Origin of the sequence: Xanthomonas sp. 1678 (assembly GCF_031455575.1) — a bacterium.
Taxonomy (GTDB): domain Bacteria; phylum Pseudomonadota; class Gammaproteobacteria; order Xanthomonadales; family Xanthomonadaceae; genus Xanthomonas_A.
Map to the genome: position 1 here is coordinate 526,676 of NZ_JAVDSZ010000002.1, position 25,993 is coordinate 552,668.

Annotated in this window: 18 protein-coding genes and 1 riboswitch; of the genes, 12 read left to right on the top strand and 6 right to left on the bottom strand. The window is 70.2% G+C overall.

Annotated elements, in window-relative coordinates:
* Positions 1-222 precede the first annotated feature (222 nt).
* From J2Y70_RS05365 to J2Y70_RS05380, 4 genes are all read left to right on the top strand, one after another.
* Complete coding sequence (locus J2Y70_RS05365) at positions 223-858, top strand: ECF-type sigma factor (RefSeq protein ID WP_309914250.1); 636 nt, start codon at positions 223-225, stop codon at positions 856-858.
* A complete protein-coding gene (locus tag J2Y70_RS05370; RefSeq protein WP_309914253.1) occupies positions 855-3,596 on the top strand; it encodes a tetratricopeptide repeat protein in 2,742 nt (913 codons plus the stop codon). Before J2Y70_RS05365 ends, J2Y70_RS05370 begins: the two co-directional genes overlap by 4 nt.
* A gap of 371 nt (positions 3,597-3,967) precedes the next feature.
* The gene (locus J2Y70_RS05375; protein ID WP_309914257.1) at positions 3,968-4,945 is read left to right on the top strand and encodes an AraC family transcriptional regulator; all 978 of its coding nucleotides are present in this window, start codon (positions 3,968-3,970) and stop codon (positions 4,943-4,945) included.
* Between the two features lie 158 nt (positions 4,946-5,103).
* Positions 5,104-5,901 carry a BTAD domain-containing putative transcriptional regulator gene (locus J2Y70_RS05380; protein ID WP_309914261.1) on the top strand — a complete coding sequence of 266 codons (798 nt, stop codon included), beginning with the start codon at positions 5,104-5,106 and terminating at the stop codon, positions 5,899-5,901.
* Positions 5,902-6,195: 294 nt separating this feature from the next.
* On the opposite strand, the gene J2Y70_RS05385 is transcribed toward J2Y70_RS05380, so the two are convergent.
* Entirely contained in the window at positions 6,196-6,516 is a 321-nt protein-coding gene (locus J2Y70_RS05385) for a hypothetical protein (RefSeq protein WP_309914264.1), read from the bottom strand.
* Between the two features lie 263 nt (positions 6,517-6,779).
* Between J2Y70_RS05385 and ggt the strand changes: the two genes are divergently transcribed.
* Positions 6,780-8,495: a gamma-glutamyltransferase gene (gene ggt / locus J2Y70_RS05390; protein WP_309914266.1), complete on the top strand. Its 1,716-nt coding sequence runs from the start codon at positions 6,780-6,782 to the stop codon at positions 8,493-8,495.
* A gap of 67 nt (positions 8,496-8,562) precedes the next feature.
* Here the strand turns inward: ggt and J2Y70_RS05395 are convergent, their stop codons facing one another.
* On the bottom strand, positions 8,563-10,140 hold the full coding sequence (locus J2Y70_RS05395; protein WP_309914269.1) for a BCCT family transporter: 1,578 nt from the start codon (positions 10,138-10,140) through the stop codon (positions 8,563-8,565).
* 456 nt (positions 10,141-10,596) lie between these two features.
* On the opposite strand from J2Y70_RS05395, the gene J2Y70_RS05400 reads away from it, so the two are divergent.
* The gene (locus J2Y70_RS05400) at positions 10,597-12,447 is read left to right on the top strand and encodes a methyl-accepting chemotaxis protein (protein ID WP_309914272.1); all 1,851 of its coding nucleotides are present in this window, start codon (positions 10,597-10,599) and stop codon (positions 12,445-12,447) included.
* 195 nt (positions 12,448-12,642) lie between these two features.
* On the opposite strand, the gene J2Y70_RS05405 is transcribed toward J2Y70_RS05400, so the two are convergent.
* Positions 12,643-13,290, bottom strand: a complete 648-nt coding sequence (locus J2Y70_RS05405) for a hypothetical protein (RefSeq protein WP_309914274.1) — start codon at positions 13,288-13,290, stop codon at positions 12,643-12,645.
* Between the two features lie 103 nt (positions 13,291-13,393).
* Positions 13,394-13,498, top strand: a riboswitch (TPP riboswitch).
* Positions 13,499-13,578: 80 nt separating this feature from the next.
* On the opposite strand from J2Y70_RS05405, the gene thiC reads away from it, so the two are divergent.
* The 5 genes from thiC (at position 13,579) to J2Y70_RS05430 (ending at position 22,719) form a co-directional block, all read left to right on the top strand.
* Positions 13,579-15,456 carry a phosphomethylpyrimidine synthase ThiC gene (gene thiC, locus J2Y70_RS05410; protein WP_309914277.1) on the top strand — a complete coding sequence of 626 codons (1,878 nt, stop codon included), beginning with the start codon at positions 13,579-13,581 and terminating at the stop codon, positions 15,454-15,456.
* A gap of 66 nt (positions 15,457-15,522) precedes the next feature.
* Positions 15,523-16,188 carry an ion channel gene (locus J2Y70_RS05415; RefSeq protein WP_309914280.1) on the top strand — a complete coding sequence of 222 codons (666 nt, stop codon included), beginning with the start codon at positions 15,523-15,525 and terminating at the stop codon, positions 16,186-16,188.
* 257 nt (positions 16,189-16,445) lie between these two features.
* Positions 16,446-18,776 (top strand): winged helix-turn-helix domain-containing protein, encoded by a 2,331-nt coding sequence (locus J2Y70_RS05420; RefSeq protein WP_309914283.1) that lies wholly within the window; start codon positions 16,446-16,448, stop codon positions 18,774-18,776.
* 121 nt (positions 18,777-18,897) lie between these two features.
* Positions 18,898-19,794: a helix-turn-helix transcriptional regulator gene (locus tag J2Y70_RS05425; protein ID WP_263395639.1), complete on the top strand. Its 897-nt coding sequence runs from the start codon at positions 18,898-18,900 to the stop codon at positions 19,792-19,794.
* Positions 19,795-19,842: 48 nt separating this feature from the next.
* Complete coding sequence (locus tag J2Y70_RS05430) at positions 19,843-22,719, top strand: TonB-dependent receptor (protein ID WP_309914286.1); 2,877 nt, start codon at positions 19,843-19,845, stop codon at positions 22,717-22,719.
* On the opposite strand, the gene J2Y70_RS05435 is transcribed toward J2Y70_RS05430, so the two are convergent.
* From J2Y70_RS05435 to ppa, 3 genes are all read right to left on the bottom strand, one after another.
* Complete coding sequence (locus J2Y70_RS05435) at positions 22,692-23,021, bottom strand: hypothetical protein (protein ID WP_309914290.1); 330 nt, start codon at positions 23,019-23,021, stop codon at positions 22,692-22,694. The two genes, J2Y70_RS05430 and J2Y70_RS05435, sit on opposite strands and share 28 nt — an antisense overlap.
* A 193-nt stretch (positions 23,022-23,214) precedes the next feature.
* Positions 23,215-24,375: an HDOD domain-containing protein gene (locus tag J2Y70_RS05440; RefSeq protein ID WP_309914293.1), complete on the bottom strand. Its 1,161-nt coding sequence runs from the start codon at positions 24,373-24,375 to the stop codon at positions 23,215-23,217.
* 104 nt (positions 24,376-24,479) lie between these two features.
* Positions 24,480-25,013, bottom strand: coding sequence for an inorganic diphosphatase (ppa, locus tag J2Y70_RS05445; RefSeq protein ID WP_179567039.1), 534 nt, complete (start codon positions 25,011-25,013; stop codon positions 24,480-24,482).
* A 444-nt stretch (positions 25,014-25,457) separates the two neighbouring features.
* Between ppa and J2Y70_RS05450 the strand changes: the two genes are divergently transcribed.
* Entirely contained in the window at positions 25,458-25,943 is a 486-nt protein-coding gene (locus tag J2Y70_RS05450) for a hypothetical protein (protein ID WP_309914297.1), read from the top strand.
* Positions 25,944-25,993 lie beyond the last annotated feature (50 nt).

The following is a 25,993-nucleotide window of genomic DNA, read 5'->3' on the forward strand; positions in this document are numbered from 1 at the left end:
GTGCCGAAAGCCGCACCAGGACAGCATCGTTACGCCTGAAACGGTGCTCCGGCACGGCGCAAGCGCGGCCGATTGCGCGGAATATCGGCTCCAGTCACGCCCCCCCTGGGGCATGCCATCCGGCGTCAACAGGCGGTCGCGATCCTGCGGTAATCTGGCGCCGCTCCTGCCATGCGGCGGTCGTTGGCCGGCCGCCCTTTCCTGTTCGACGGATCCCGGCGCATGCATTCCGAACCTTTTCCCGTGGCTGTCTCTGCGCGCAACGCCTCCGCGTCGGCGGTGGCCGAGAGCGAGCAGGTCACCCGCCTGCTGCAGCGCTGGCGGGGCGGCGACGCCCAGGCCGAGGCGCAGTTGCTGGAGCTGGTCTATGCCGCGCTGCGCGACATGGCTGCCGCGCGCATGGCGGCGCGCCACGACGACGCCTTGCTGCAGCCGACCGCGCTGGTCCACGAGGCCTTGCTGCGCATGCTCGACGCCGACGTGGAATACCGCGACCGGGTGCATTTCTTCGCCCTGGCCTCGCTGAAGATGCGCGCGGTGCTGGTCGACTACGCGCGCGCCAACCTGGCCGCCAAGCGCGGCGGCGGGGCGATGATGATGACCCTGTCGCATGCCGACCGCGACGGCGCCGCGGCCAGCGAGGAATACCAGGTGCTGGCCCTGCACCAGTCGCTGCAGCGCTTCGCCGGGTTCGACCCGCGCGCGGCGCATGCGGTGGAACTGGCCTATTTCGGCGGCATGACCCACGACGAGATCGCCTGCCTGCTGGAGGTGTCGGTGCCGACCGTCGAGCGCGACCTGCGCATCGCCCGCGCCTGGCTCAAGCGCGAACTCAGCGCCGAACCGGGCCGTCCATGAGCGAACGCTGGCAACAGGTCCGGCACTTGTTCGAAGCGGTCTGCGACCTGCCGCCGCCGCAGTGGCAGCCGACCCTGGAGCGGCTCAGCCACGATCCGGCGCTGGTGCAGGAGGTGCTGGCCCTGCTCGCCGCGCAGACCGTGCAGCTGCAGCAGCTGGCCGAGCCGTTGCGGGCGCTGGCCGGGCGCCTGGCCGCGCCGGAACTGGGGGTGGGCGACCGGCTCGGCCCGTGGCGGCTGACCCGCTTCCTGGCCAGCGGCGGCATGGGCAGCGTGTTCGTCGCCGAGCGCGCGGACGAGCAGTACCAGCGGCAGGTGGCGGTGAAACTGCTGCGCGGCCTGCCCGACGCGCTGACCGCGCAGCGGCTGGCCGCCGAACGGCAGATCCTGGCGAGCCTGCAGCATCCCAACATCGCGCGCCTGTACGACGGCGGCGCCACCCCGGGCGGGCAGCCGTACCTGGTGATGGAGTACGTCGACGGCGTCGCCCTGGACCGCTACCTGCAGGCGCAGGCGCCGGACCTGCCGGCGCGGCTGCAGCTGTTCCTGCGCATCTGCCGCGCGGTGCAGGCGGCGCACCAGCGCCTGGTGCTGCACTGCGACCTGAAGCCGGGCAACGTGCTGGTCCGCGCCGACGGCGAGCCGGTGCTGCTGGACTTCGGCATCGCCCGGCTGCAGGACGCGGCCGACGGCGCCGAGCGCGGGCGCTTCTGCACGCCGCCCTACGCCAGCCCGGAGCTGCTGGCCGGGCAGCCGGTGGGCGTGGCCAGCGACGTCTACAGCCTGGGCGTGATGCTGGTGGAAGTATTGGCCGAGCAACGCCTGCCGGCGCAGACCGGGGCCGGCGCCTGTCCGCGCCCCAGCGCGCTGGCGCAGCTGCCGGCGCTGCGCCGGAAACTGCGCGGCGATCTCGACGCGATCGCGGCCAAGGCCTGCGCGGCGGATCCGGCGCAGCGCTATGCCAACGTCGCCGACCTCGCCGCCGATCTGCAGCGCTATCTCGGCCGCTATCCGGTGCATGCGCGCCGCGGCGGACGCCGCTATGCGCTGTCGCAGCTGTTGCGCCGGCGCTGGAAGGAGAGCGCGGCGGTCGCGGCGATGCTGCTGCTCAGCGGCGGCTTCATGTGGCGGCTGCTCGATACGCGCGCGCAGGCGCAGCGCGAAGCGGCGATCGCGCAGCAGGTGAGCCAATTCCTCACCGCCGCGTTCGATGCCGCCGATCCGCGCAAGCGCGGCGCCCGCGGCACCGAGAGCATCAGCGCGCGGCAGGTGCTGGACAGCTGCGCGATGCAGCTGGACCAGGGGCTGGCGCAGTCGCCGGCGGTGCGCGCGCGGCTGCGCGCGACGCTGGGCCTGGCCTACATGAATCTTGGCCAGGGAGAACGCGCCGAGGCGATGCTGCGCCGGGCGGCGACCGAACTGCAGAGCGCGCAGGTCGACGAACCCGCGCTGGCGGCGGCGGCCTGGAGCGACCTGGCGACGCTGCTGGCCAACGACGAACGCGGCGACGACGCGCAGGCGGCAGGCCGGCAGGCGTTGGCGCTGGCCACGCGCAGCGGCGACCTCGATGCGCTGGCCAAGGCGACCAATGCGCTGGGGTTGGGGCTGCATCGCGCCGCGCGCTACGCCGAGGCGCAGGCCATGCTGCAGCGCTCGCTGGCGCTGCGCCGGCAGCCCGGGGTCAAGGTCGATGGCGGCGTGGCGACCGTGCTGCACAACCTCGGCCTGGTATTCAAGGCGCAGGGCCAGTATGCGCAGGCCGAGCAGTGGTTTCGCCAGGCCCTGGCGATGAAGCAGCGCGAGTACGGCACGCGCAGCGTCGACTATCTCAACAGCGCCGAAGCGCTGGCGCAGTCGCTGGCCGAACAGGGCGCGCTCGGCGCGGCCGCGGCGCAGCTGGCGCAGAACCTGGAGCTGGCGCGCGCGCTGTACGGCGAGCGCAGCGAGCAGGTCGCCAGCGCGGAGAACGAACTGGCCTCGGTGCAGCAGGATGCCGGCGACTACGCCGCCGCGCGCAGCCACTACGCGCGCGCGCTGGCGCTGTTGCCCGGGCTGGGGCTGGAGGGCAGCGTCGATCACGCGCGTTACCTCAACAACCTGGCCACGCTGGAAGAATCGCGCGGCGCGCTGGCCACGGCCGAAGCCCTGTACCGGCAGTCGTGGCAGATCCGGCGCCAGCGCCTGGGCGCGGACAACCCGATGACGCTCAACGCCGAAGGCAACCTCGGCCGCATGCTGATGCGCCAGGACCGCCTGGCGGAAGCCGAGCCGCTGCTGACGCGCGCGGCCGACGGCATGGCGCGGCTGTACCCGGCCGATCATCCACGGCGGCTGATCCAGAGCATGACCCGGATTGAATGGTCGATGCGCCGTGGCGAACTGGCGCGCGCGCAGCGCGAACTGGACGCGCTGCAGCCGGCGTCGGGATGGCCGTCGCCGCAGCTGCAGCGACGCCGCGACGCGCTGGCCGCGGAGCTGGCGCAGCGCGCCGGCGACGTGGCGCAGGCGGTGCGCGGCTGGCAGCGGCTGGTGCAGGCCAACCAAGCCGAACTGGGCGCGGACGCGGTGCCGACGGCAATGTCGCGGGTCGCGCTGGCCGAGTCCCTGATCGCCGCCGGACGCCATGGCGAGGCGCAGGCGCAACTGGGGCAGGCGCAGCCGGTGCTGACCGCGCAGCTGGCGCCGGAGGCCGACGCGCTGCGTCGCCTGCTCGCCGGCCAGGCGTTGGCGTCGCGCTAGGCGGTTTCGCTGCGCTTTCCAATGGTGAGCGCTGCAAGAACGCTGCCTCGATGCGCGCAACCACGCCTTTCCACTATTGGCCGATCGAGTTCCCGCCATCGCGCTAAAGCAGCCTTGGCCGGGGTCGGCCATGAGCCGCGACGCAGGTGATCGGCGACCTCCCGTCGCACCGTCGGTTGAAGCGCCAGTACATGCGATGCCTGCGCAGATTCCATCGGTGCCGCTTCCTGTGACCGGTTGCGCGCAAGGTGAGGGATCGCCGTTCCAGGCGCGGCAAGCGCGCGGCGGCATTGCATCGCGATGGCCCGTCGCCGGCAGGTGCGGGCGTACCGCGCAGCGACGACAATATGCGCCCCTGCCGGAGCCTGCCGATGGATCGTACCGACGAACAACCGCCCGCCGCGCCCGACGAGGCCGCCAGCGCCGAACGCATCGCCTATGAGTGGAGCCTGCTCGGCGATCCGCCGCCGGCTGCGGCGCCGCACCTGCAGCGCAAGGCGCCGTTGCCGACGCTGCTGGACGACGCGCGCATCGCCGCCGCGTTGCGGCTGATGGAGCGCAACCCGGCCGGGCCGCTGTCGCTGGACGCCATCGCCGGCCATGTCGGGCTGAGCCCGTTCCATTTCCAGCGCACGTTCCTCGAAGCCATGGGCGAGACCCCGAGCGCCTACCTGCGCCGGGTGCGCCTGGACCGCGCGGCGATGAACCTGGCGATGAGCAACACCCCCGTGCTGGACATCGCGCTGACCTGCGGCTATGCCAGCCACGAGGCCTTCATCCGCGCGTTCCAGCGCCAGTTCGGACTGGTGCCCAGCCAGTACCGCGCATTCGCGCGGCAGGTGTCGGTCGGCCCGGCGCCGGGCGACGCCGAACGCGCCGCACAGGCGCGCGTGGCCCGGCACGGCGGCCAGCGCCTGCTGGCGCTGCGCTTCTTCGGCCCGTGGACCGAGGTGGAGGACTATTGGCGGCGCTTCGCCGAGGTGCTGCGCGGGATCGGCGTCGACCCGGACGCGTGCCAGGCGGTCGGCGTGATCAAGGACACGCCCGAGATCACCCCGGCACCGATGCTGCGTTACGACTGCGCGATCGTGGACACCGGCATCGACGCGGGCGGCAGCGCGCTGACCGCGATCGACTTCGAACCCGGACGCTACGTGTCGCTGCGCCACCAGGGCGCCTACGCCGACCTGTTCCACAGCTACCGCGCGCTGAGCTTCGCCTGGCTGCACGGCGCCGGCGAGACCTTCGCCGCCGACGCCAACGGCGGCTACCAGTTCTTCCGCCAGCCGCCATGGCGCCCGCGCGATGGCCGCCACGACCTGGACGTGGTGCTGCCGCTGCAGGGCTGACCGCTGCACCGCAAGAGCGATCAAGCGGCGCCCCTGCCGCCTGGGCATAGTCGCTGCCGAACCCCGGGGCCGTACTGCGGCGCGGGGCGGGATGCCGGTCACGGTTCGTGCCGGTGGGCAGCGCATGCGACGGCGCGTCACGCGGCAAAAGGGGCGGCATGGATCGGCCACACCGGACGGACCACGGCACCGACAGCGCGCCCGGCGTGCTGTGGATGCCGGGCGACGCGTCGACCGTGGACGATGCCGCCGACGTCCCGGCGATCCGCCTGCTCGGCGAGCCGGCGCTGGGCGGCGGCGCGCAGGCGGCGGACCTGCGCTATCGCAAGAGCTGGGCGCTGCTGGCCTACCTGGCGTTGCAGCGGCGCGCGCATCGGCGCGCGGCGCTGGCCTGCCTGTTGTGGCCGACGCTGCCCGAGCCTGCGGCGCTGACCAACCTGCGCCAGGTGGTCGGCGACCTGCGCCGGGCGCTGCGCACGATCGACCGCGAAGCGTGGCTGCGCTGCACGCGCGCCACGCTGGCGCTGGACCACCGCGCCAACTGCGACACCGATGCGCTGGAAGCGGGCAGCGCCGGCGATGCCGGCGGCGCGCTGCTGGAGGGCATCGAGCTGGACGACTGCAGCGAGTTCCAGACCTGGCTGCAGGCGGCGCGCGCGCAGTGCGCGGCGTATTCGGCATGCTGGCTGGAACGACGCCGCGACGCGCTATTGGCGGCCGGGCAGCTGCGCCCGGCCATCGGCCTGGCGCGGCGTCTGGCGGCGCTGGACCTGTGCAACGAACGCTACGCGCGCGGGCTGATGCGCACGCTGGCCAGCGCCGGCGCGCCCGAGCTGGCATGGCTGGAATTCGAGCAGTTGCAGCGCCGGCTGCGGCGCGAACTGGACGTGGCACCGGCGACCGATACCGCGCATCTGGCCGCGGCGCTGCGCGCGGGCGTCGTGCCGCCAGGCTGACCGCTTGCGCGCAACGGCAGGCAACGCCGTTGCGTCTCCAGGCGGATCGCAGGCGACGCGCTGGCGTCCCGCCTGTGGGAGAAGCTTCAGTCACGGCCGCCGCTACCGACAGAGCGGTTGCGCCCGACGGCGTATGGGCGTCCCTGGCCATCCCTGACCATTCGATACGTCGCTGGTCGCAAGCGCTCGCGTGCGGGGCGTGCAACGCCTCGGTGCCAATGGACGGCGCGCAGCGCATCGCGCGGCCGGATGGCCGGCAAGGTCGGCACGTGGCCGCTGCGCCGGCGCGCGCGCTCATGCGGCGCCGCTGGCAGCCGGGCCGTCGCGATCGGTGCCATGCGGGCGCACGCAGCGTGGGGCGCTGGCCGCGCCGCGGCAGCTGGCCGGCACGGCCTCGGTCGCTGGGACGGTATGTGCCGCGCGCGTGACCGGTGCCAGCAGCAGGTCGCGCACATCGGCGCTGCACAGCGGCAGGCCGCTGATGCCGCCGAGCGGCCGTGCCGCGGCAGCGGTCGGGCGCGCCAGCGGGGCGTGCCCCGCACCGGCGGGCGCCACCGTGGCGGGCAGCAGCATCGCGGCGCCGAGCGCGATACCTCGAAAGGGGTGCAGCAGCATGGCTGGGTGATCCGCCTGGCGGACCCACGCCGGATGGCGCGGGTACGCATGCGGCAGGCATGCGCGATGCAGGGATAGGCCCGCGCCGTAACCGCTACGTAAGCCGCGCGTAAGCGCTGCGTAAGCGCGCCCGGCAGCCGGTGCGGTCGGGATGCCGATCCGGCGTCGCATCGTGCCCGGCATCGCCGCCACCGATGTGTCGCCGCTGCAAGGCGCGGCCGCGTCGGGTAGGGTGGCGCGGTATCCATCGAGGGGAGTTGCGCATGTCCATTCCGACGATCCGCCTGGCGCTGCTGTGCGCCGCGCTCGCCGTGCCGCCGTCGTTGCACGCCGCCGACCGCATCACCGGCCAGCCGTTCGCCACGCGTTCGGAAGTGATCGCGCCGCACGCGATGGCCGCCACCTCGCAGCCGCTGGCCACGCAGATCGCGCTGGACACGATGCAGGCGGGCGGTTCGGCGGTGGACGCGGCGATCGCCGCCAACGCCGCGCTCGGCCTGATGGAGCCGACCGGCAACGGCGTCGGCGGCGACCTGTTCGCGATCGTGTGGGATCCGAAGACGCACAAGCTCTACGGCTACAACGGCTCGGGCCGCTCGCCCAAGTCGCTGACCCTGGCCGAATTCCAGCGCCGCGGCTTGAAGGACATCCCGCCGACCGGGCCGTTACCGGTATCGGTGCCGGGCGCGGTGGACGGCTGGTTCGCGCTGCACGAACGCTTCGGCCGCAGGCCGATGGCGCAGAACCTGGCGCCGGCGATCCGCTACGCGCGCGAAGGCCATCCGGTCGCCGAGACCATCGCCTATTACTGGGACCGCTCGGTGCCGCGGTTGTCGCAGTATCCTGGCTTCAAGGAGCAGTTCACCATCGACGGCCATGCGCCGCGCAAGGGCGAGCTGTGGAAGAACCCGAACCTGGCCGACACCCTGCAGCAGATCGCCGATGGCGGCCGCGACGCGTTCTACAAGGGCAGGATCGCGCGCACCATCGACGCCTATTTCAAGGCCAACGGCGGCTTCCTCAGCTACGAGGACCTGGCCAGCCACCACGGCGAGTGGGTCGAGCCGGTCAGCACCAATTACCGCGGCTACGACGTATGGGAGCTGCCGCCCAACAGCCAGGGCATCGCCGCGCTGCAGATGCTCAACATCCTGGAGGGCTACGATTTCTCCAAGATCGCGTTCGGCTCGGCCGAGCACGTGCACCTGTTCGCCGAGGCCAAGAAGCTGGCCTTCGCCGACCGCGCGCGCTTCTACGCCGATCCGGCGTTCCAGCCGGCGCCGCTGACCAGGCTGCTCTCCAAGGACTACGCCACGCAGCGCCGCGCGCTGATCTCGATGGACAAGGCCTTGAAGGAAGTGCAGCCGGGCACGCCCAAGCAGCTGGAAGAGGGCGACACCATCTACCTGACCGTGGCCGATGCCGACGGCATGATGGTGTCGCTGATCCAGTCCAATTACCGCGGCATGGGCAGCGGCATGGCGCCGCCGGGGCTGGGCTTCATCCTGCAGGACCGCGGCGAGATGTTCGTGCTGAAGAAAGATCATCCCAACGGCTACGCGCCGGGCAAGCGTCCGTTCCAGACCATCATCCCGGCGTTCGTGACCAAGGGCGGCAAGCCGTGGCTGAGCTTCGGGGTGATGGGCGGGGCGATGCAGCCGCAGGGCCACGTGCAGATCGTGATGAACCTGGTCGATTTCCACATGAACCTGCAGGAAGCCGGCGATGCGCCGCGCATCCAGCACGAAGGCTCCACCGAGCCGACCGGGCAGGCCACGGCGATGCGCGATGGCGGCGAGCTCAACCTGGAGACGGGCTTCTCCTACGACACGGTCCGCGCGCTGATGCGCAAGGGCCACCGCGTGATCTTCGCCGACGGCCCGTACGGCGGCTACCAGGCGATCGCCCGCGATCCGGCCAGCGGCGTGTACTACGGCGCTTCGGAAAGCCGCAAGGACGGCCAGGCCGCCGGCTACTGAGCCGGCGCCGCGGGCTGGCTTGGCGCGGGCGGGCCGGCCGCTGGACGGGCCAGGCCAGCCCGCGCGCTCACTCCTGCGCTTGCGCGCGTTCCGCCTCGCCGCGCGTCTGTTCCTGCGCCGCCCGTTCGCGCGCGATCCATGCCTCGATCATGTGCCGGGTACGCTGCGCGCGGCGGCGTTCGCGAGTGTGCTCGGCGTCCAGCACGCGGTAGAGCGAAACGATCACCAGCACCATCAGCACCGCGAACGGCAGCGCGGCGATGGTGATCATGCCCTGCAGCGCGTCCAGGCCTCCGGCCAGCAACAGCACCGCCGCGATCAGCGCCACCGCCACGCCCCACACCAGCTTGCGCGCCAGCGGCGGGTCGCCGGCCTCGTCGGTGGACATGCTGGCCAGCACCAGCACCGCCGAGTCGGCCGAACTGACGAAGAAGATCGTCAGCAACAGCAACGCCACGCTGGACAGCAGCAGCGAACCGGGCAGGCTGTCGAACAGGGTGAACAGCACCGTCTCGTAGCCGTTGCCCAGCGCCTGCAGCATGTCGACGTGGCCGAACAGCTGCGCCCACAGCGCAGCGCCGCCGAACACCGAGAACCACACGAAGCCGAGCAGGGTCGGGGCCAGCACCACGCCCACCACGAACTCGCGGATGCTGCGTCCGCGCGAGACGCGGGCGATGAACGCACCGACGAACGGCGCCCAGGCGATCCACCATGCCCAGTAGAAAATGGTCCACTCCGCCACCCACTTGCTGCCGGAAAACGGCGACATGCGCAGGCTCATCGTCACCAGTTGGTTGAGATAGGAGCCCAGCGTGGTGGTGAAGGCGTCGAAGATGAAGCCGGTCGGGCCCAGCACCAGCACCGCGGCCAGCAGCAGCGCGGCCAGCGCCAGGTTGAAGTTGGACAGCCACTTGATGCCGCGCTCCACGCCGCTGGCGGTGGAGGCCATGTAAAGCACGAACGCCACGGCGATGATGCCCATCTGCACGGGGATGCTCGCCTGCACGCCGAACACGCGGTGCAGGCCGGCGGCGATCTGGATCGTGCCGAAGCCCAGCGTGGTGGCCACGCCGATCGCGGTGGCCACCACCGCGGCGATGTTCACGGCGTGGCCGAACCAGCCGCGGTGGTGGCGGCCGATGACCGGCTGCAGCATGTCGCTGACCAGCCCGCGGCCGTTGCGGTTGTACTGGAACCAGGCCATGGCCAGGCCGATCAGCGCATAGATCGCCCACGGATGCAGGCCCCAATGGAAGAACGCATAGCGCATCGACGCGCGTGCGGCCTCCATGCTCTCCGGTGCCAGCCCTTCCGGCGGCTTGAGGAAATGCGAGATCGGCTCGGCCGCGCCCCAGAACACCAGGCCGATGCCCATGCCGGCGGCGAACAGCATGGACAGCCAGCTGGCGCGCGAGAAGTCCGGCTCGGCGTCCTCGCCGCCGATGCGCAGATGGCCGAAGCGGCCGAAGGCCAGATACAGCATGAAGGCCAGGGTCAGGAACACCACCAGCAGGTACATCCAGCCGGCACCGCGGATGACCTGGGCCAGCGCCGCCTGCACCACGTCGTCGAACGGGCCGGGCGCGAGGCCGGCGATCAGCACCAGCAAGGCCACCAGCGCGATGGAAATACGGAACACCATGAAGGATCGTCTCCGATCAAAAATCGAGAGAGGGAGCGCGCCGGCCTCGCAGCGATGCGCAGGCGCGAGCGGCACGCAGCGGTTGCCGGTCTGCAAGCGTTGCGGCGGCAATGAAGGGCAACGCAGGAACGAAGCAGGCAAGGGTACCGGGCGGATCGTCACGGCGCCGTTATGGCGCGATCCGCTGTGCATGGCGTGAGCGTGCTCGATGCCGCCCATGCAGACGTTCCGCCAGAGCACGCCGCCGAACGACGCATCCTGGGGGAACGCCACAACCCTTCCGCCGTGCGCGGTCCCGGGACGATCTTCGCCGCCGCGCACAGTGCGACCGACCTACGCGGGCGGGGCGGCGGCCGGCACCTGAACGAGCATGACGCCGGTCGCGCTTGCGCGCATGCCCTCAGGTTGCGCGGTGGCGGCCGATACCATGGCGTGGAATTCCTGGAGGGGAAGACGATGTCGTTGTTCACACGCAGTCCGGATGCTGATGCCGGACACGCCGCGGCCTTGCCGGATGCACCGGTGGCGCTGCTGCGGCTGGACCCGCAAGGGCGGATCGCCGCCGCCAATCGTGCCGCGCTGGACCTGCTCGGAGTGCACGCGGACGGCTTGATCGGCGAACCCTGCGACGCGGTGTGGGGCCTGCCACTGGCATCGCTGGCCGGCGCCGAAGGCAGCTGGCTGGCGTCGGCGGACGATCCGGCGCGGCGGGTGCGCTACCAGCGCGATCGCGACGGCGACGGCTGGCTGCTGTCGCTGCCGCATCCGGAGACCGCCGCGCTGCTGCGCGACGTGGCCCTGCTCGGCGCCGGGCAGGCGCAGGGCGCGACCAGTCCTGCGCTGCAGGCGCTGGCGCAGCGGCTGCAGGCCGGCGCCGAAGCGCAGGCGCTGCTGGAGCGTGTGGGCGAGCGTCTGACCGGCTGCGACCTGGACCTGGGCCTGAGCACGCCGCTGTCCGCGCAGGACACCGAGGCGATGGCCGGGCGGCGCCTGTCGGCCGGGTTCGGCAACCTGGCCGAGGCAATCCGCCAGGCGGTGGCGCTGTCGCTGCAGATCGCCGCCGACGTGCCGCACGTGGTCGCCGAGAACGAGGAACTGGCGCAGCAATCGCAGACCCAGATGGAGGCGTTGCAGACGGTGGTGGCGACAACCCGGCGGCTGCTGCAGGGCCTGCAGGAGATGGACCAGGAACTGCGCGCGGTGATCGCGGTGGCGGCCAGCGCCGACGACAGCGCGCGCCAGGGCGTGGAGGCGGCGCGCACGCTGGGCCAGGCCATGCGCGAAGTGGAGCGGCGTTCGGCGCGCGCCACCGAGGTCATCGAGGTGATCGACGCGGTCGCCTTCCAGACCAACATCCTCTCCATCAACGCCAGCATCGAGGCGGTGCATGCCGGTGCCGCCGGGCGCGGCTTCGCCGTGGTCGCCAGCGAGATCCGGCGCCTGGCCGAACGCGCCGCCGCCGCCGCGCGCGACGTGCGCACCATCATCGGCGAGACCGGCAGCGCCTTGAACGACAGCGCCGCCTCGGCGCAGCGCACCGAGCAGGTGCTCGGCGGCATCGGCCAGCTGCTGGGCCGCGCCAGCGCGGCGATGGAGACCGTGGCCACCCGCGTCGCCGCGCAGGGCGAGGAGATCGGCGGCATCGACCGCGCGGTCGAGCACGTGGTCGGGCTCAGCCGCAGCAATCTGGAGCATGTGGCGCAGGTGGTCGAGCGCAGCGCAGCGTTGGCCGCGGGCAGTGCCACGCTGCACGACTGCGTGGGCCTGTTCCGCTTGCCCACCGATCCGATGCAGCAGCCGCGCCACGCGCGCATCCGCGAACTGGCGACGGCCACCGCCGGCAGGATCGGGCAGGCGCTGGCCGAGGCGATCGCGCGCGGCCGCATCGGCGAGGAGGCGTTGTTCTCCACCGACTACACGCCGATCGCGGGCATCGATCCGCCCAAGTACCGCACCGCCTTCGACGCGCTGTGCGACGAACTGCTGCCGCCGTTGCAGGAACCGCTGCTGGCCGCGCATCCGTGGATCGTGTTCGCGATCTGCGCCACTGCGGACGGCTATGTGCCGACCCACAACCTGCGCTTCAGCCAGCCGCTGAGCGGCGACCGCGCCCGCGACCTGGTCGGCAACCGCACCAAGCGCATGTTCACCGACCGGGTCGGGCGCAGCGTCGGCCGCCACACCCAGCCCTATCTGCTGCAGGTGTACCGGCGCGACACCGGGCAGATCCTGTTCGACCTGTCGGTGCCGGTGTACGTGCGCGGCCGCCACTGGGGCGGCTTGCGCGTGGCCTACGTGCTGGAGTGAGCGCCGCGCGCGGACGCCGGACAAAAAAACGCCACCGGCATGACCGGTGGCAGGGAGAGAGAGTCGTCGTTCTTGTGGGGCCCAGGCTACGCCCGGCAGTTCGCCGTGGTGTGCCGCAAGGCACTGCGCGCGTGGCGGCACTGACAAGAAGCGGACCCGGTTGTGCGCCGATTCAGCCGGCCGCCACTCGCAGGCTCAACGCAGCGGCGAGCGGCCTTCCCAGAGTTCGCCGCAGACGCTGTCGATGTCGAGCGCGTCGTCCTCCAGCACGGCCTCGACGAACGCCTCGCGCGCTTGCTGCGGAGTCATGCCGTCGCTGAAATCGCGCGCGATGCGCGCGTCCGCCGGCAGGCTCAGGACATTGGACACCGGCGCGACCAGGTCGGCCTCGAAACCGCCGACGAACGCGAAGGTATGCGCGTCTTCGAGCAACGCGCCCACGCGGGCGTGCCCGGCGCAGCCGAACATGCGATCGCCGTAGGACAGGCCGACCAGGGTCTGGCAGTCCAGGTCGCCGAGCACGTAGATGCCGCCGTTGCCGATGATCGCGCGGGCGCGCAGCCGCCCGGCGACGATCAGGCTGGCGATGTCGTTGACGAACAGGATGTCGCACTCCAGGTCGCCCAGCACCACCAGCACGTTCTCCTCGATCTCCAGCGCGCCATCGAGCAGCAACGGGCCGTCGCAGGCATCGAAGCCTTCCTCGCCGGCACGGAAGCGCAGCTGCTCCCAGCTCGGCGGGGTGCGTGCCTGGAGTTCGGCGGCCTCGCTGTCGCTCAAGGGGCGGCGTACGATGGTGGAGGGCATGGTCGGTAGCGTCTGGTCGGGATGGGGGCGCATCATGGCCGGCAGCTGTGGCTGCGTCCAGATCGGCGTCAGCGAAGCGGCCTGCGTTCGGCGCATGGCGGGAAGGAGTTGGGACGCTTCGCGTTTCGTGCTCTAATCCGTGCCGAAGCGGGGGTACCTGCGGCCACACGGCCGGCGGGTTGAGACAGTCCCTTCGAACCTGACGCGGCTCATACCGCCGTAGGGAAGCTTCGCAGCCATGCCATGCGCCCGGGCTCCGTGCGCGCGGCGGGCATGCGCCGCCGCTTCGTCCCGCCCGCCAAGGGCTCGCACAGGACGAAGGCCATGAACGCAATCCCCTCCACGCTGATCCAGCAGGCCGAGCGGCTCTCCGAATCGGTGACGCGGCCGATCGCCGGCTCGCGCAAGATCCATGTCGAGGGCTCGCGCCCGGACCTGCGCGTGCCGATGCGCGAGATCGTGCTGACCCGCACCCCGACCCTGTTCGGCGGCGAGGACAACCCGCCGGTCACCGTCTACGACACCTCCGGCCCGTACACCGATCCGCACGCGAGCATCGACCTGCGCGCCGGCCTGGCGCCGCTGCGCGCGCGCTGGATCGAAGAACGCGGCGACACCGCGGCGCTGGCCCAGCTCAGCTCCGATTTCGGCCGCGGCCGCGAGCACAACGCGCGGCTGGACGCGGTGCGCTTCCCGGCCCGGCGCCTGCCGCGGCGCGCGCTGGCCGGCGCCAACGTCACCCAGATGCACTACGCGCGGCGCGGCATCGTCACTCCGGAGATGGAGTTCGTCGCGATCCGCGAGAACCAGCGGCTGGAAGCGGTGCGCGACGCGCTGCTGCGCCAGCAGCATCCCGGCGAAGCCTTCGGCGCCAGCATCCAGCACGCGATCACGCCGGAGTTCGTGCGGCAGGAGATCGCCCGCGGCCGCGCCATCCTGCCCGCCAACATCAACCATCCGGAAAGCGAGCCGATGATCATCGGCCGCAATTTCCTGACCAAGATCAACGCCAACATCGGCAACAGCGCGGTGAGTTCGGGCATCGCCGAGGAAGTGGAGAAGCTGGTGTGGTCGATCCGCTGGGGCGGCGACACGGTGATGGACCTGTCCACCGGCAAGCACATCCACGAAACCCGCGAATGGATCGTGCGCAACTCGCCGGTGCCGATCGGCACCGTGCCGATCTACCAGGCGCTGGAGAAGGTCGACGGCCGCGCCGAGGAACTGACCTGGGAGATCTTCCGCGACACGCTGATCGAGCAGGCCGAACAGGGCGTGGACTACTTCACCATCCACGCCGGCGTGCTGCTGCGCTACGTGCCGCTGACCGCCAAGCGCGTCACCGGCATCGTCTCGCGCGGCGGCTCGATCCTGGCCAAGTGGTGCCTGGCGCATCACAAGGAGAACTTCCTCTACACCCACTTCGAGGACATCTGCGAGATCATGCAGGCCTACGACGTGGCCTTCTCGCTGGGCGACGGGCTGCGCCCGGGCTGCATCGCCGACGCCAACGACGCGGCGCAGTTCGGCGAGCTGGAGACGCTCGGCGAGCTGACCAAGCTGGCCTGGAAGCACGACGTGCAGACCATGATCGAAGGCCCCGGCCACGTGCCGATGCAGCTGATCAAGGAGAACATGGACAAGCAGCTGCGCGAATGCGGCGAGGCGCCGTTCTACACGCTGGGGCCGCTGACCACCGACATCGCGCCCGGCTACGACCACATCACCTCGGCGATCGGCGCGGCGATGATCGGCTGGTTCGGCACCGCGATGCTGTGCTACGTGACGCCGAAGGAACACCTGGGCCTGCCCAACCGGCAGGACGTGCGCGACGGCATCATGGCCTACAAGATCGCCGCGCACGCCGCGGACCTGGCCAAGGGCCATCCCGGCGCGCAGGTGCGCGACAACGCGTTGAGCAAGGCGCGCTTCGAATTCCGCTGGGACGACCAGTTCCACCTGGGCCTGGATCCGGAGAAGGCTAAGGAATTCCACGACGAGACCCTGCCCAAGGACGCGCACAAGCTGGCGCATTTCTGCTCGATGTGCGGGCCGCACTTCTGCTCGATGAAGATCACCCAGGACGTGCGCGACTACGCCGCCGAACAAGGCGTCGGCGAAACCGACGCGCTGCAGGCCGGCATGGCCGAGAAATCGGCGCAGTTCCTGGACGCCGGCGCCGAGGTCTATCGGCAGGGCTAGCGCCGCGTGCCGCCGTGGTGGCGTGCGCTTGTCTATGATGCGCGCACGTCACCTCCGGAATTCAGCATGCTCCGCTACGCGCTCGCCTTGCGCCGCCACCCGTCCGCGTTGCTGCTGGGCGTGCAATTGCTGGGATTGCTGCTGTATCCGCTGATGGAAGACACCGCGGCCGGGCGCGCGCTGTTCGGCGCGTTCGGCATCGTGGTGTTGGCGCTGGCGGTGTGGGTGGTCAACCGCAGCCCGTCGGTGCTGTGGATCGCCTGGTGCCTGGCGGTGCCGTCGGTGGTGCTGTCGATCGCGGCGGCCATGCTCGACAGCGTGACACTCGGCGCATTCGCGCAGTTGCTGGAAAGCCTGTTGTACTTCTATACCGCGGTCAGCCTGATCGCCTACATGCTGCAGGACCACGAGGTCACCCGCGACGAACTGTATGCGGCCGGCGCGACCTTCACGCTGCTGGCATGGGCGTTCGCCTTCGCGTTCTCGGTGTGCCAGCAGTGGCTGCCCGGCAGTTTCACCGCCGCGGTGGACGCGTCCTCGCCCAGAACCTGGATGGAACTGCTGTACTTGAGCTTCAGCGTGCTGTCCGGAGTGGGCTTGAGCGATGTGGTGCCGGTGAAGCCGTTGGCGCGTTCGCTGGTCATGCTCGAACAGTTCGCGGGGGTGATGTACATCGCGCTGGTGGTGTCGCGGCTGATTGGGCTCACCATCACGCACAAACCGAAAGCCTGAATCGCAGCTAAAAAAAACGCGCCAAGTGGGCGCGTAATCTTGCAGCGTTTATGTGAGCGTCGTCGGCGGAGAGAGAGCCTGTAGTTGCTTCGCCGCGATTGGCGGCGGCAACGACTAGGGTAGAATTTGTCGGCGTCGCCACGCCTGGCTGCATTCGTCGCATTGGTTTGCCGAATCTGCCCGTTGGCGGCACATGGCGCCTCCGCGCCGTGACGTGGTTCCCACCCCATCGCAGATCGTCGTTGCCTTAGTCGCGCATGTCCTCGCCATCCCCCGCCACCCCGCCGCTTCCTGACCGGATGCAGGTCGGCGACTGCCTGGTGCTGCTGTCGCTGCGCGAAGTGCATGCGCCGCGCGCGCGCCGGCCGCAGCGGCTCACGCCCAAGGCGATGGGCGTGCTGCGCGTGCTGCTGGCGCAGCCGGGGCAGGTGGTGGAGCGCGAGACGCTGCTGGCCCAGGTGTGGCCGGACACGCTGCCGACCAACGATGTGGTGACCCAGGCCGTCACCCAGTTGCGCAAGGCGTTTGCTGCCGGCGCGAAGGACGACGCGCCGGCCTACATCGAGACCCTGGCCAAGACCGGCTATCGGCTGGTGGCGCCGGTGCAGGCGTTGCCGGAGGTGGAGGCGGACGCGCCTGCGCTGGCCGCTGCGGCGCTGGCCGACGGCGGACGCGCCGCCGCCGAGGCGCCTGCCGCCGCCTTGCCGCCGCCGGCCGTGGTGCCGCCTGCGCCACGCCCGCCGCCGCGCCGCGTGCAGGTGGCGCTGGCCGCCGTCGCCGGGGCCGGCGTGATGCTGCTGGCGATGCTGCTGTGGTGGCTGCCGCATGGCGTTGCGGATCCGGTCGACGGCGAGCAGGAACGGGTGGTCGGCAGCCCGGAGCGGCCGTACCGGCTGATCACCACGATGCCGGGCTTCGAACTGGAGCCGGCCTTGTCGCCTGACGGCACCCAGGTGGTGTATGCCGCCGGGATCGAGGGGCGCGGCGGCACGCAACTGCTGGTGCAGGCGACCGGCCGTGCCGCCGGCAGCGCGCCGCCGCGTCCGCTGCTGGTGCCGGGCGTGGGCTATTCCGACCGCCTGCCGGCCTGGTCGCCGGACGGCGGCCGCATCGCCTTCGCCCGGCTCGGACCGGACGGCCAGTGCCAGGTGATGGTGGCGGCCGCCGATGGGCATCGCGCGGCGCGCCCGGCGGTGCGCTGCGACGGCACCGAGCTGCTCAGCTTCGCCTGGACCCCGGACGGGCGCGGGCTGCTGTTCGGCAGCATGACCGGGCGCCAACCCGGCCGCGGGATCCGTGTGCTCGACCTGGCCAGCGGCCGCTGGCGCGCGCTGCCCTACACGGTCGCCGCCGGCGAGTTCGACTACATGCCGCGCTATTCCCCCGACGGGCAGTGGATCGCGTTCGTGCGCAACCCGCAGATGGGCGGCCTGTGGCGGATCCCGGCCTCAGGCGGCCGCGCCGAGCCGCTGACCCGCGAGTTCGCCGAGATCCGCGGTTGGGACTGGACCCAGGACGGCCGCGGCATCGTGTTCGGACGCCGGGTCGACAGCGAGACCCGCCTGTACCGGCTGGACACCGCCTCGCGGCGCCTGCGCGATCTGGACCTGGGCGACGCGCAGTCGCCGACCCTGTCGCGCGACGGCGGGCGCCTCGGCTTCGTGCACCGGCGCCCGCAGTTCGCGCTGTATCGCATCGCCGCCGGCGATGGCCGCGGCAAGCGCGACAGCCAGCGGCTGTTCGCCTCCACCGGACGCGACGGCCAGCCGGTGATCGCGCCCGATGGCCGCCAGCTGGTCTTCACCTCCGACCGCTCCGGCAGCTACGCGCTGTGGTGGGGCGACGTGACCCGGCCGCAATCGCTGCGCCTGATCGAAGGGCTGCGCCCTGAAAACCGGCAGCCGCCGGCGTGGTCGGCCGACAGCCAGTCGCTGCTGGTCAGCGGCCGCGATGCGCAGGGACGCTCGGTGATCTACGAAGTGCGGCCGCAGTCGGGCAGCGTCGTGCCCCTGCCGGTGCCGTCCGGCGAGCCGCTGCAGGCGCTGTACACCGCCGATCCGGCGCAGTTGCTGGTGCTGCTCGGCGAGAACGGACGCACCCGCCTGCAGCTGTACGACCGGCGCAGCCAGCCATGGCGGCGGCTGGCCGCGCTGGACGACGTCTCGCAGCTGCGCATGGATCCGCACGGCGGGCAGGTGCTGTTCACCCGAATGGCGCGCAGCGGCCTGTGGCGTGCCGATGCCGCGCTGAACCCGGCCAGCGTGGCGGCGGTCGACACGGCGGTGCCGTCGCTGTGGCGCTACCGGACCTGGGCGATCGGCGCTGCCGGCGAGGTGCGCTATCTGTTCCCGACCGGCGAGTGCGCCAGCCGGATGGCGCGGATCGGTGGCGGGCTCGGCGACAGCGTATGCCTGGACCGCGACCGGCTCAGTTCGGTCAACGGGTTCAGCATCGATCCGCATAGCGGCGACGTCTACGTGTCGCTGGCGGTGGAGGACGGCAGCGACATCGGCTTCATGCGCATGCCCGAGAGCGCCGGCTGGTTCTCGGTGGTGACCTCCAAGTGGTTGCCGCACAAGGGAAAATGAGCATCGTAAGTTGTTCGTGACGGCTTCGTGCCGATTTCGGACAAACATCGCCACATCGTCCTGACCCTGCCGCCACATCCGGCAAGACTGCGCGCCGGTTCAAGCAAAGCGGGTGCGTCGGATGCGGCACGTGTTCATGGCCGATCGTGGGCAACAACGGATTCTGGACAACGAGGACGCGCCGAGCGGGTCGGCCTGCCTGGGCGCGGCGCGGCTGGGCAGCCTGCAGGCCTCGGCCGCCGCGTTCACGGTGTGGATCCAGCTGCGCGGCAGCGCCTGGATCGAGGCCAAGGAAGGCCGCTTCGAACTGCGCCGCGGCCAGTGGCTGGCGTTCGAGCGCGATTCGCGGCCGCTGGTGCAGGCCGATCGCGATGGCCTGTGCATCGGCCTGAGCCTGGACGCCGATGCGTTGAAGGCGCTGGGACGCATGGCCGACGCGACCCTGTACACCGGCCGCGGCCTGCTGCCGGCGCGCGAGGCGCGGATCGCGCTGCGGCTGTGGCGGCAGGCGGCGGCGCGGCCGGGCGACGTGCTGGCGATGCGCCCGGTGCTGCTGCACCTGGCCTCGATGCAGGACGAGCTATCGCACCGCGTGCAGCGGTGCCCGGGCCGTTCGCGGATACGCAAGCGCCAGGTGTTCGGGCGCATGCAGCGCGCGCATCTGTACCTGGAAGGGCACCGCGACCGCGTGGTGCGGATCAGCGAACTGGCCGAGCTGACCAACTTCTCCAGCTGGTATCTGTCCAAGACCTTCCAGAGCCTGTATGAGGAAAGCCCGCAGGCGTTGTCGGCGCGGTTGCGGCTGGAACGCGCCGCGGATCTGCTGCGCGACACCACGATGATGATCGGCGAGGTCGCCGCGGCCAGCGGTTTCGACAACTGCTGCAGTTTCGCTCGCGCCTTCCGTGCGCGCTTCGGCGTCTCCGCTTCGCAATATCGACAAGAGACGGCGGTGCCGCCAGATTCGGCAAAGTCTGCGAACGGCCGCGGCAAAGCAGCCATGCTCACCGGAACGTAACGTGCCGAGGGCGCTTAACACGCCCCTAACGTTACCCTGGAGAGATTGATGAACCTTCGCACTTCCGCAGTGCGGCTGGGCCTGTTGCCCGCCAGCATCGCGATCGCGTTGACGCCGGCCATTGCCGGCGCGCAAGAGTCCACCGCCACCGATGGCAACCCGACCAACCTCGACCGCATCGAGGTCACCGGTTCGCGCATCCGTCAGGCGAGTTCCGAGACCGCGCAGCCGGTGATCGCGCTGCAGCGTGCCGATATCGAGAAGCAGGGCTACACCAGCGTCGCCGACATCGTGCAGAACCTGTCGGCGACCGGTTCGCCGGCGATCAGCCGCGCCGATGCGCTGTCCTCGGGCGAAGAAGTCGGCGGCCAGTACGTCGATCTGCGCAACCTCGGCCCGCAGCGCACCCTGGTGCTGCTGGACGGCAAGCGCATGGGCGTCAGCTCCGGCGGCTACACCGATCTGGCTTCGATTCCGACCTCGATGGTCGAGCGCGTGGAAGTGCTGACCGACGGCGCCTCGGCGCTGTACGGCTCCGACGCCATCGCCGGCGTGATCAACGTGATCACCCGCAAGAACTTCGACGGTCTGGAAGCCAGCGCCTACGTCGGCCAGTACGGCCAGGGCGACGGCCATAAGGAAACCTACAACTTCGTCTACGGCGCCAGCAACGATCGCGGTTCGCTGACCCTCGGCGCCGAGTACAGCAAGGAAGATCCGGTCTACGCCAAGGATCGCGACTACAGCGCCTCGCCGAACGGCTACTTCCACCCGGTTCCGACCGACGCCGACGCCAACGGCTGGAGCGCGATCAGCGAGAAGGGCGTGCTGATCGACGGTTCCGGCAACATGTATTCGCTGAACCCGGGCGGCAACCCGCGCAACTTCGCCGACTACCACGACTTCAGCAACGCCGACCTGTCCAACCCGAGCCAGCAGATGTTCCTGCAGACCGGGATCGAGCGCCGCTCGGTGTTCGCCAACGGCAACTTCGATTTCACCGACAACGTCCGCGGTACCGCCAGCGTGCTGTACACCGAGCGCGAGACGCTGCAGCAGATCGCCGGCTATCCGTACCGTTCGGTCGCCTTCGACAGCCCGCTGTCGGGCGAGAGCTACTTCAATCCGCTGCCGGGCCAGGACGTCGATTTCATGCGTCGTACCTGGGAAGTGCCGCGCCAGACCCGTTCGGAGCTGAACACCTTCCGCTTCAGCGGCGGGCTCGAAGGGTCGTTCCAGCTGGGCGACAACTACTGGGATTGGGACGTCGGCTACGTCTACAACCGCAACAAGGGCACCAAGACCGGCACCGGCAACCTGTTCGTGCCGAATGTGCAGAACGCGGTCGGCCCGTCGTTCCTGGACAGCGACGGCGTGGTCAAGTGCGGCTCGGCCGGCAACGTGATCGCCGGTTGCATGCCGTGGAACCCGCTGTTGCCGAACGGCGCCACCGGTGCCGGCTCGCTGGCCGATCCGGCCCTGCAGGCCTACCTGTTCCTGCCGTCGCACGACACCTCGGTGAGCACCACCAAGGTCTATAGCGCCAACCTCAGCGGCACCATCATGGCGCTGCCGGCCGGCGACCTGGCGATGGCCGCGGGTATCGAGCACCGCAGCGAAGACGCGCGCTACGATCCCGACGCGCTGCTGCAGTCCGGCCTGAGCACCGACCTGGCCGGCGCGCCGACCAAGGGCGGCTACTCGCTGGACGAGGTGTACCTGGAGTTCAACATCCCGGTGCTGGCGGACATGCCGTTCGCCAAGGAACTGTCGTTCGACGTGGCCGGCCGCTACTCCGACTACGACACCTTCGGCGACACCACCAACAGCAAGTTCGGCCTGAAGTGGAAGCCGATCGACGACCTGCTGGTGCGCGGCACCTACGCCACCGGCTTCCGTGCGCCGACCGTGTCGGATCTGTACGGCGGCACCTCGGAGACCTTCGACTCCTACACCGATCCGTGCGACACCCTGTTCGGTGCGGCGACCCGCAACGCGGGCGTGGCCGGGCGCTGCGGCGCCGTGGTGCCGGCGAACTTCCGCCAGGAAGCCTCCGGTGGCGTGGACGCCAGCGGCCCCGGGTCGCAGTCGAACTACGCGTACCTGTCCGGCTCCAGCCCGGAGCTGCTGCCGGAAACCTCCAAGACCTACACGCTGGGCCTGGTCTACAGCCCGGGCTACGTGAACGGCCTGGACATCAGCCTGGACTGGTGGAAGATCCGCATCGACGACGTCATCGCCGCCGAGTCGGTCACCTCCATCCTCAACCAGTGCTACGTGCAGAACATCGGCGCGGCCTGCGACCGTTTCGTGCGTGACGCCACCAGCGGCCAGGTCACCGACGTGACCCGTACGCTGATCAACGGCGGCTACCAGGAAACCGCGGGCTACGATCTGGGCGTGCGCTATCGCCTGGCCGACACCGGCTTCGGCAACTTCGTGTTCGACTGGAAGACCACCTACGTGGACTACCAGGAATACAAGCGCGACAACGAGTCGGAAACGCCGGTCGAACAGCGCAACGGCTGGGGCAGCAGCGACTGGGGTTCCAACTTCCGCGTCCGTTCCAACCTGAACGTGGATTGGAGCTACGGCAACTTCGGCGTCAACTGGGGCGTGCGTTACTACTCCGGTCTGCGCGAGGCATGTGCGTACGATCTGGAAGGCGGTTCGGAGTGCAACGAGCCGGGCTTCACCTCGGCGTACACGCTGGAGCAGCCGTCGCGCACGGTGGGTTCCAACACCTTCCATGACGTGCAGGTCCGCTACAACGCGCCGTGGGATGCCACCGTGTCGCTGGGTGCCAACAACGTGTTCAACCACGAAGGCCCGATCATGTACAGCCAGCCGAACTCGAACTTCTCCTACAACGGAAGCTTCGACATCGGCCGCATGCTCTACATGAAGTACACCCAGCGCTTCTGATCCACCGACGTCTGAGCAATAAAAAAGACGGGCCGCAAGGCCCGTCTTTTTTTGTCCGCGATATCCGCCGATCGCGGCGGCGGCAGGGCGATGCGCGAGAAGTTGTTTTGTAGGAGCGGCTTCAGCCGCGACGGGCATTCCCGGTAGCGCGTCGCGACTGAAGTCGTTCCCACAACGGCCGCGCCGGGAATGCTCGAAATCGGTGTCCAGCAGGTGTCGCTGCACAAGCTGGCATGGCGCCGACGACGCGCACGAGGCATCGGTGGCGCGCTATTGTTGACGAACACGGCGGATGCGGACATCGGGAAGCCGGGCTGTCAGTCCTTGGACCGCTCGCGCCGATGGCGGGTACATGTGTATCGGTAGCGTCGACAGGGACCATCTACAGCGGCGGCGTTGCGCTGCCGCTCATGCGTCAATTGCGATGTCGGGTCGTCCTGGCGGCGAAACCAGCCCCGGGAAGCGTCTTGTGCTGCGAGGGCAGGCGACGCGGCGCTACGCCGAAGTCAGCCCCATCAGGTTTTCGGCCTGTTCGCGCCAGGTCGGCAGCTTGTTCAGCACGCCGGTCTTGGCCAGGTACTCCTCGTCGATCTCCGTGCCGCTGGCCAAGGCCATCGCCACGTGCACCGCGCCGGTGACCCAGAAGCTGCGCGTACTGGAGCGTTGCGGCTGGCGGTGGAACGCCACCGCCTCGATGATCGGCATCGGGAGGCCCCACAGGCCGAGCAGATAGGCGCCGGCCTCGGCATGGCCGGGGCGATCGTCGTTCGGGTCGACCGGCTCGCGCTCGTTGCGGATGCCCGGCAGCAGCAGGCCGATGTCGGCCAGCAACGCCGCGGTCGCGCCGAGTTCGGCGCTGGAGGACGGCAGCATCTTCGAGGCCAGCTTCGAGGCCAGCAGCGAGCGCTGCTGCAGCGCATTGCGTTCGGCGTTGGACAGCGCCTGCACCGAGAACACTTCGCTGGCCAGGACCAGGTCGCGCAAGGTGGCGATGCCCAGCCGGGTCACCGCGGTGCGCAGGTCGGACATCGTGCGGCCGTTGGAGAAGTACGCCGAGTTGCACAGCTGCAGCACCTTGGCCGCGATCGCCGGATCGGCCGAGACCAGCTTGGCCAGGTCGGCGGCATTGCTGCCGTCGTCCTGTTCCAGTGCGTGCATCAGGCTCAGGTACAGATGCGGCGGCGACGGCAGTTTCTCGATGCGGCCGATGCTGGCGCGCAGGATCGGGTTGCCGAGCAGCTCCTGCAGTTCCTCGATGCTGGTGACCGCCTCGAGCAGCATCTCCGGCGACAGCGGCAGCGGCAGGAACCGATGCGCCACGCCGATGATCCGCGCCGGGGGGGCGCGATTGCTCTGCTCCGCCTCGATCAGCGCGATGCGAATGGTCTCCGGACTCAGCGTGCGGATCTGGCCGAGCAGGGTGGCCGTGGTCAGGTCCGGCAGCGCCGGCGCGGCGATCACCGCATCCAGCTGCACGGTCGCGGCGGCGGCGATGGCGGCATTGCCGTCGGTCACGGTCTGGACCTGCCAGTCCTCGCCCAATTCGCGGATGTATTCGGTGACTTCGGCCGGCAGGCTCGCTTCGTCGCCGACGAACAGGATGCGCAAGAGACTATCCCCCAATAGAGACCGGCTGGCGTTCGACCAGCCGGACATTCGATCCGCAATGTACCCCAAACCCCGGAATGCGGCAGCGTTCGCCGTCGTAAAACGTGAAACGGGTCAGCCGCGGCGGACGGACGCCCGCCGCGGCGCCGGGTTCAGGCGCCGGCCTTGTAGCGCTCGACCGCGTCCAGCAGGATCTGCTTGGCCTCGGCGGCGTTGCCCCAGCCGTCCAGCTTGACCCACTTGCCCTTCTCCAGATCCTTGTAATGCTCGAAGAAGTGGCCGATGCGCTCCATCCAGTGGCCCGACACCTGGGCGATGTCCTCGATGTGGCCGTAGCCTTCGAACACCTTGGCCACCGGCACCGCCAGGATCTTCTCGTCGCTGCCGGCCTCGTCGCTCATCTTCAGCACGCCGACCGGGCGGCAGCGCACCACGCAGCCGGGCACCAGCGGCAGCGGCAGCACCACCAGCACGTCGGCCGGGTCGCCGTCGCCGCACAGGGTGTTGGGCACGTAGCCGTAGTTGCAGGGATAGCGCATCGGCGTGGACAGGATGCGGTCGACGAAGATCGCGCCGCTGGCCTTGTCCACTTCGTACTTGACCGGCTCCGAATCCTTGGGGATTTCGATGACGACGTTGATTTCTTCCGGGAGATTCTTGCCGGAGGTGACCAGTTCCAGACCCATGCGCTAGCTCCAGTGGAGTGGCTTCAAAGAGGTCTGCATTCTAGTCGGTTGGCTGTTGCAATGCAGCGAGAACGGGGAGGGGCCTGCGATCTGGCCGGCCAGGCTGCCGGACGCGGCGCCAGGTGACTGTGCGTGGCGGCGTAGTCGCCAAGGGCGCGCGTGGGCCAAGTCATGCGCCGAGCGGCGGATGCGACCGCCGCCGGGCCGGCTTGGGAGCGCCCGACGTAGCGGCATCACCAGCTCGTGCGGCGTGAGCTCCTTGGTTTTTCCTCGCCGACACGCGCCCCAGCGTGAGGCGATCTACCCCGATGCGCATCGACACACCTCAGCCTATTCCTACAAGGTTTTCGGGCTCCGTACCCATGCGTATGGGAGGATTTCCGATGGTGCCCGGCCGGGCGCGGCGCGACGCTGTGTCCACAGTCCACCCCAAGGAGCAAGGCAATGAAGGGAATCCGGTTTTCGATGGGCATGCTGTTGACGGTCGCGCTGCTGGCCCTCGGCGCGCCGCGGGCGCAGGCGCAACAGGTCTACGTGGATGCGGTCGACTATCCCACCCCGGGCGCAGGCTGGGAGGCGTTCTACGATCTGGAGCGGCGGCTGGCCGAGGACTTCGACCAGAGTTGCGGCGACACCTTCTGCGAAGGGGAGTACAGCGACTACCAGCCGCTGCGCTACCGCTGCTCGGTGCGCCAGCGCGATGGCGTGCTCGGCCAGTGCGTATGGACCTTCGGCGCCAGCGAATCCAGCATCGACCCGGCCACCGGGCAGGTGCTGGTCGATGCGAAGCTGTGGCAATGCCCGACGCCGCTGCTGCCGCAGACCCGGCTGGTGGCGCTGTACAAGGCGCTGGCGGGGGAGCATCCGTTGTTCGCGCCGTTGCCGCACAGCCAGCGCAGCGTCAACGACGGCCTGATCGATTGTCTGTAGCCGCGAGGCAGACGCACCGGCGCTGGCGGGTCGCCAGCACCGGTGCGTCC

What these genes read in the sequence shown, in the direction of transcription:
- J2Y70_RS05415 (WP_309914280.1), top strand. Translation starts at nt 15,523, where the DNA reads ATGCTCCGCTACGCGCTCGCCTTGCGCCGCCACCCGTCCGCGTTGCTG.
- J2Y70_RS05375 (WP_309914257.1), top strand. Translation starts at nt 3,968, where the DNA reads ATGGATCGTACCGACGAACAACCGCCCGCCGCGCCCGACGAGGCCGCC.
- J2Y70_RS05370 (WP_309914253.1), top strand. Translation starts at nt 855, where the DNA reads ATGAGCGAACGCTGGCAACAGGTCCGGCACTTGTTCGAAGCGGTCTGC.
- J2Y70_RS05420 (WP_309914283.1), top strand. Translation starts at nt 16,446, where the DNA reads ATGTCCTCGCCATCCCCCGCCACCCCGCCGCTTCCTGACCGGATGCAG.
- ggt (WP_309914266.1), top strand. Translation starts at nt 6,780, where the DNA reads ATGTCCATTCCGACGATCCGCCTGGCGCTGCTGTGCGCCGCGCTCGCC.
- ppa (WP_179567039.1), bottom strand. Translation starts at nt 25,013, where the DNA reads ATGGGTCTGGAACTGGTCACCTCCGGCAAGAATCTCCCGGAAGAAATC.
- J2Y70_RS05425 (WP_263395639.1), top strand. Translation starts at nt 18,898, where the DNA reads ATGCGGCACGTGTTCATGGCCGATCGTGGGCAACAACGGATTCTGGAC.
- J2Y70_RS05380 (WP_309914261.1), top strand. Translation starts at nt 5,104, where the DNA reads ATGGATCGGCCACACCGGACGGACCACGGCACCGACAGCGCGCCCGGC.
- J2Y70_RS05365 (WP_309914250.1), top strand. Translation starts at nt 223, where the DNA reads ATGCATTCCGAACCTTTTCCCGTGGCTGTCTCTGCGCGCAACGCCTCC.
- thiC (WP_309914277.1), top strand. Translation starts at nt 13,579, where the DNA reads ATGAACGCAATCCCCTCCACGCTGATCCAGCAGGCCGAGCGGCTCTCC.
- J2Y70_RS05450 (WP_309914297.1), top strand. Translation starts at nt 25,458, where the DNA reads ATGAAGGGAATCCGGTTTTCGATGGGCATGCTGTTGACGGTCGCGCTG.
- J2Y70_RS05395 (WP_309914269.1), bottom strand. Translation starts at nt 10,140, where the DNA reads ATGGTGTTCCGTATTTCCATCGCGCTGGTGGCCTTGCTGGTGCTGATC.
- J2Y70_RS05405 (WP_309914274.1), bottom strand. Translation starts at nt 13,290, where the DNA reads ATGATGCGCCCCCATCCCGACCAGACGCTACCGACCATGCCCTCCACC.
- J2Y70_RS05400 (WP_309914272.1), top strand. Translation starts at nt 10,597, where the DNA reads ATGTCGTTGTTCACACGCAGTCCGGATGCTGATGCCGGACACGCCGCG.
- J2Y70_RS05440 (WP_309914293.1), bottom strand. Translation starts at nt 24,375, where the DNA reads ATGTCCGGCTGGTCGAACGCCAGCCGGTCTCTATTGGGGGATAGTCTC.
- J2Y70_RS05385 (WP_309914264.1), bottom strand. Translation starts at nt 6,516, where the DNA reads ATGCTGCTGCACCCCTTTCGAGGTATCGCGCTCGGCGCCGCGATGCTG.
- J2Y70_RS05435 (WP_309914290.1), bottom strand. Translation starts at nt 23,021, where the DNA reads ATGTCCGCATCCGCCGTGTTCGTCAACAATAGCGCGCCACCGATGCCT.
- J2Y70_RS05430 (WP_309914286.1), top strand. Translation starts at nt 19,843, where the DNA reads ATGAACCTTCGCACTTCCGCAGTGCGGCTGGGCCTGTTGCCCGCCAGC.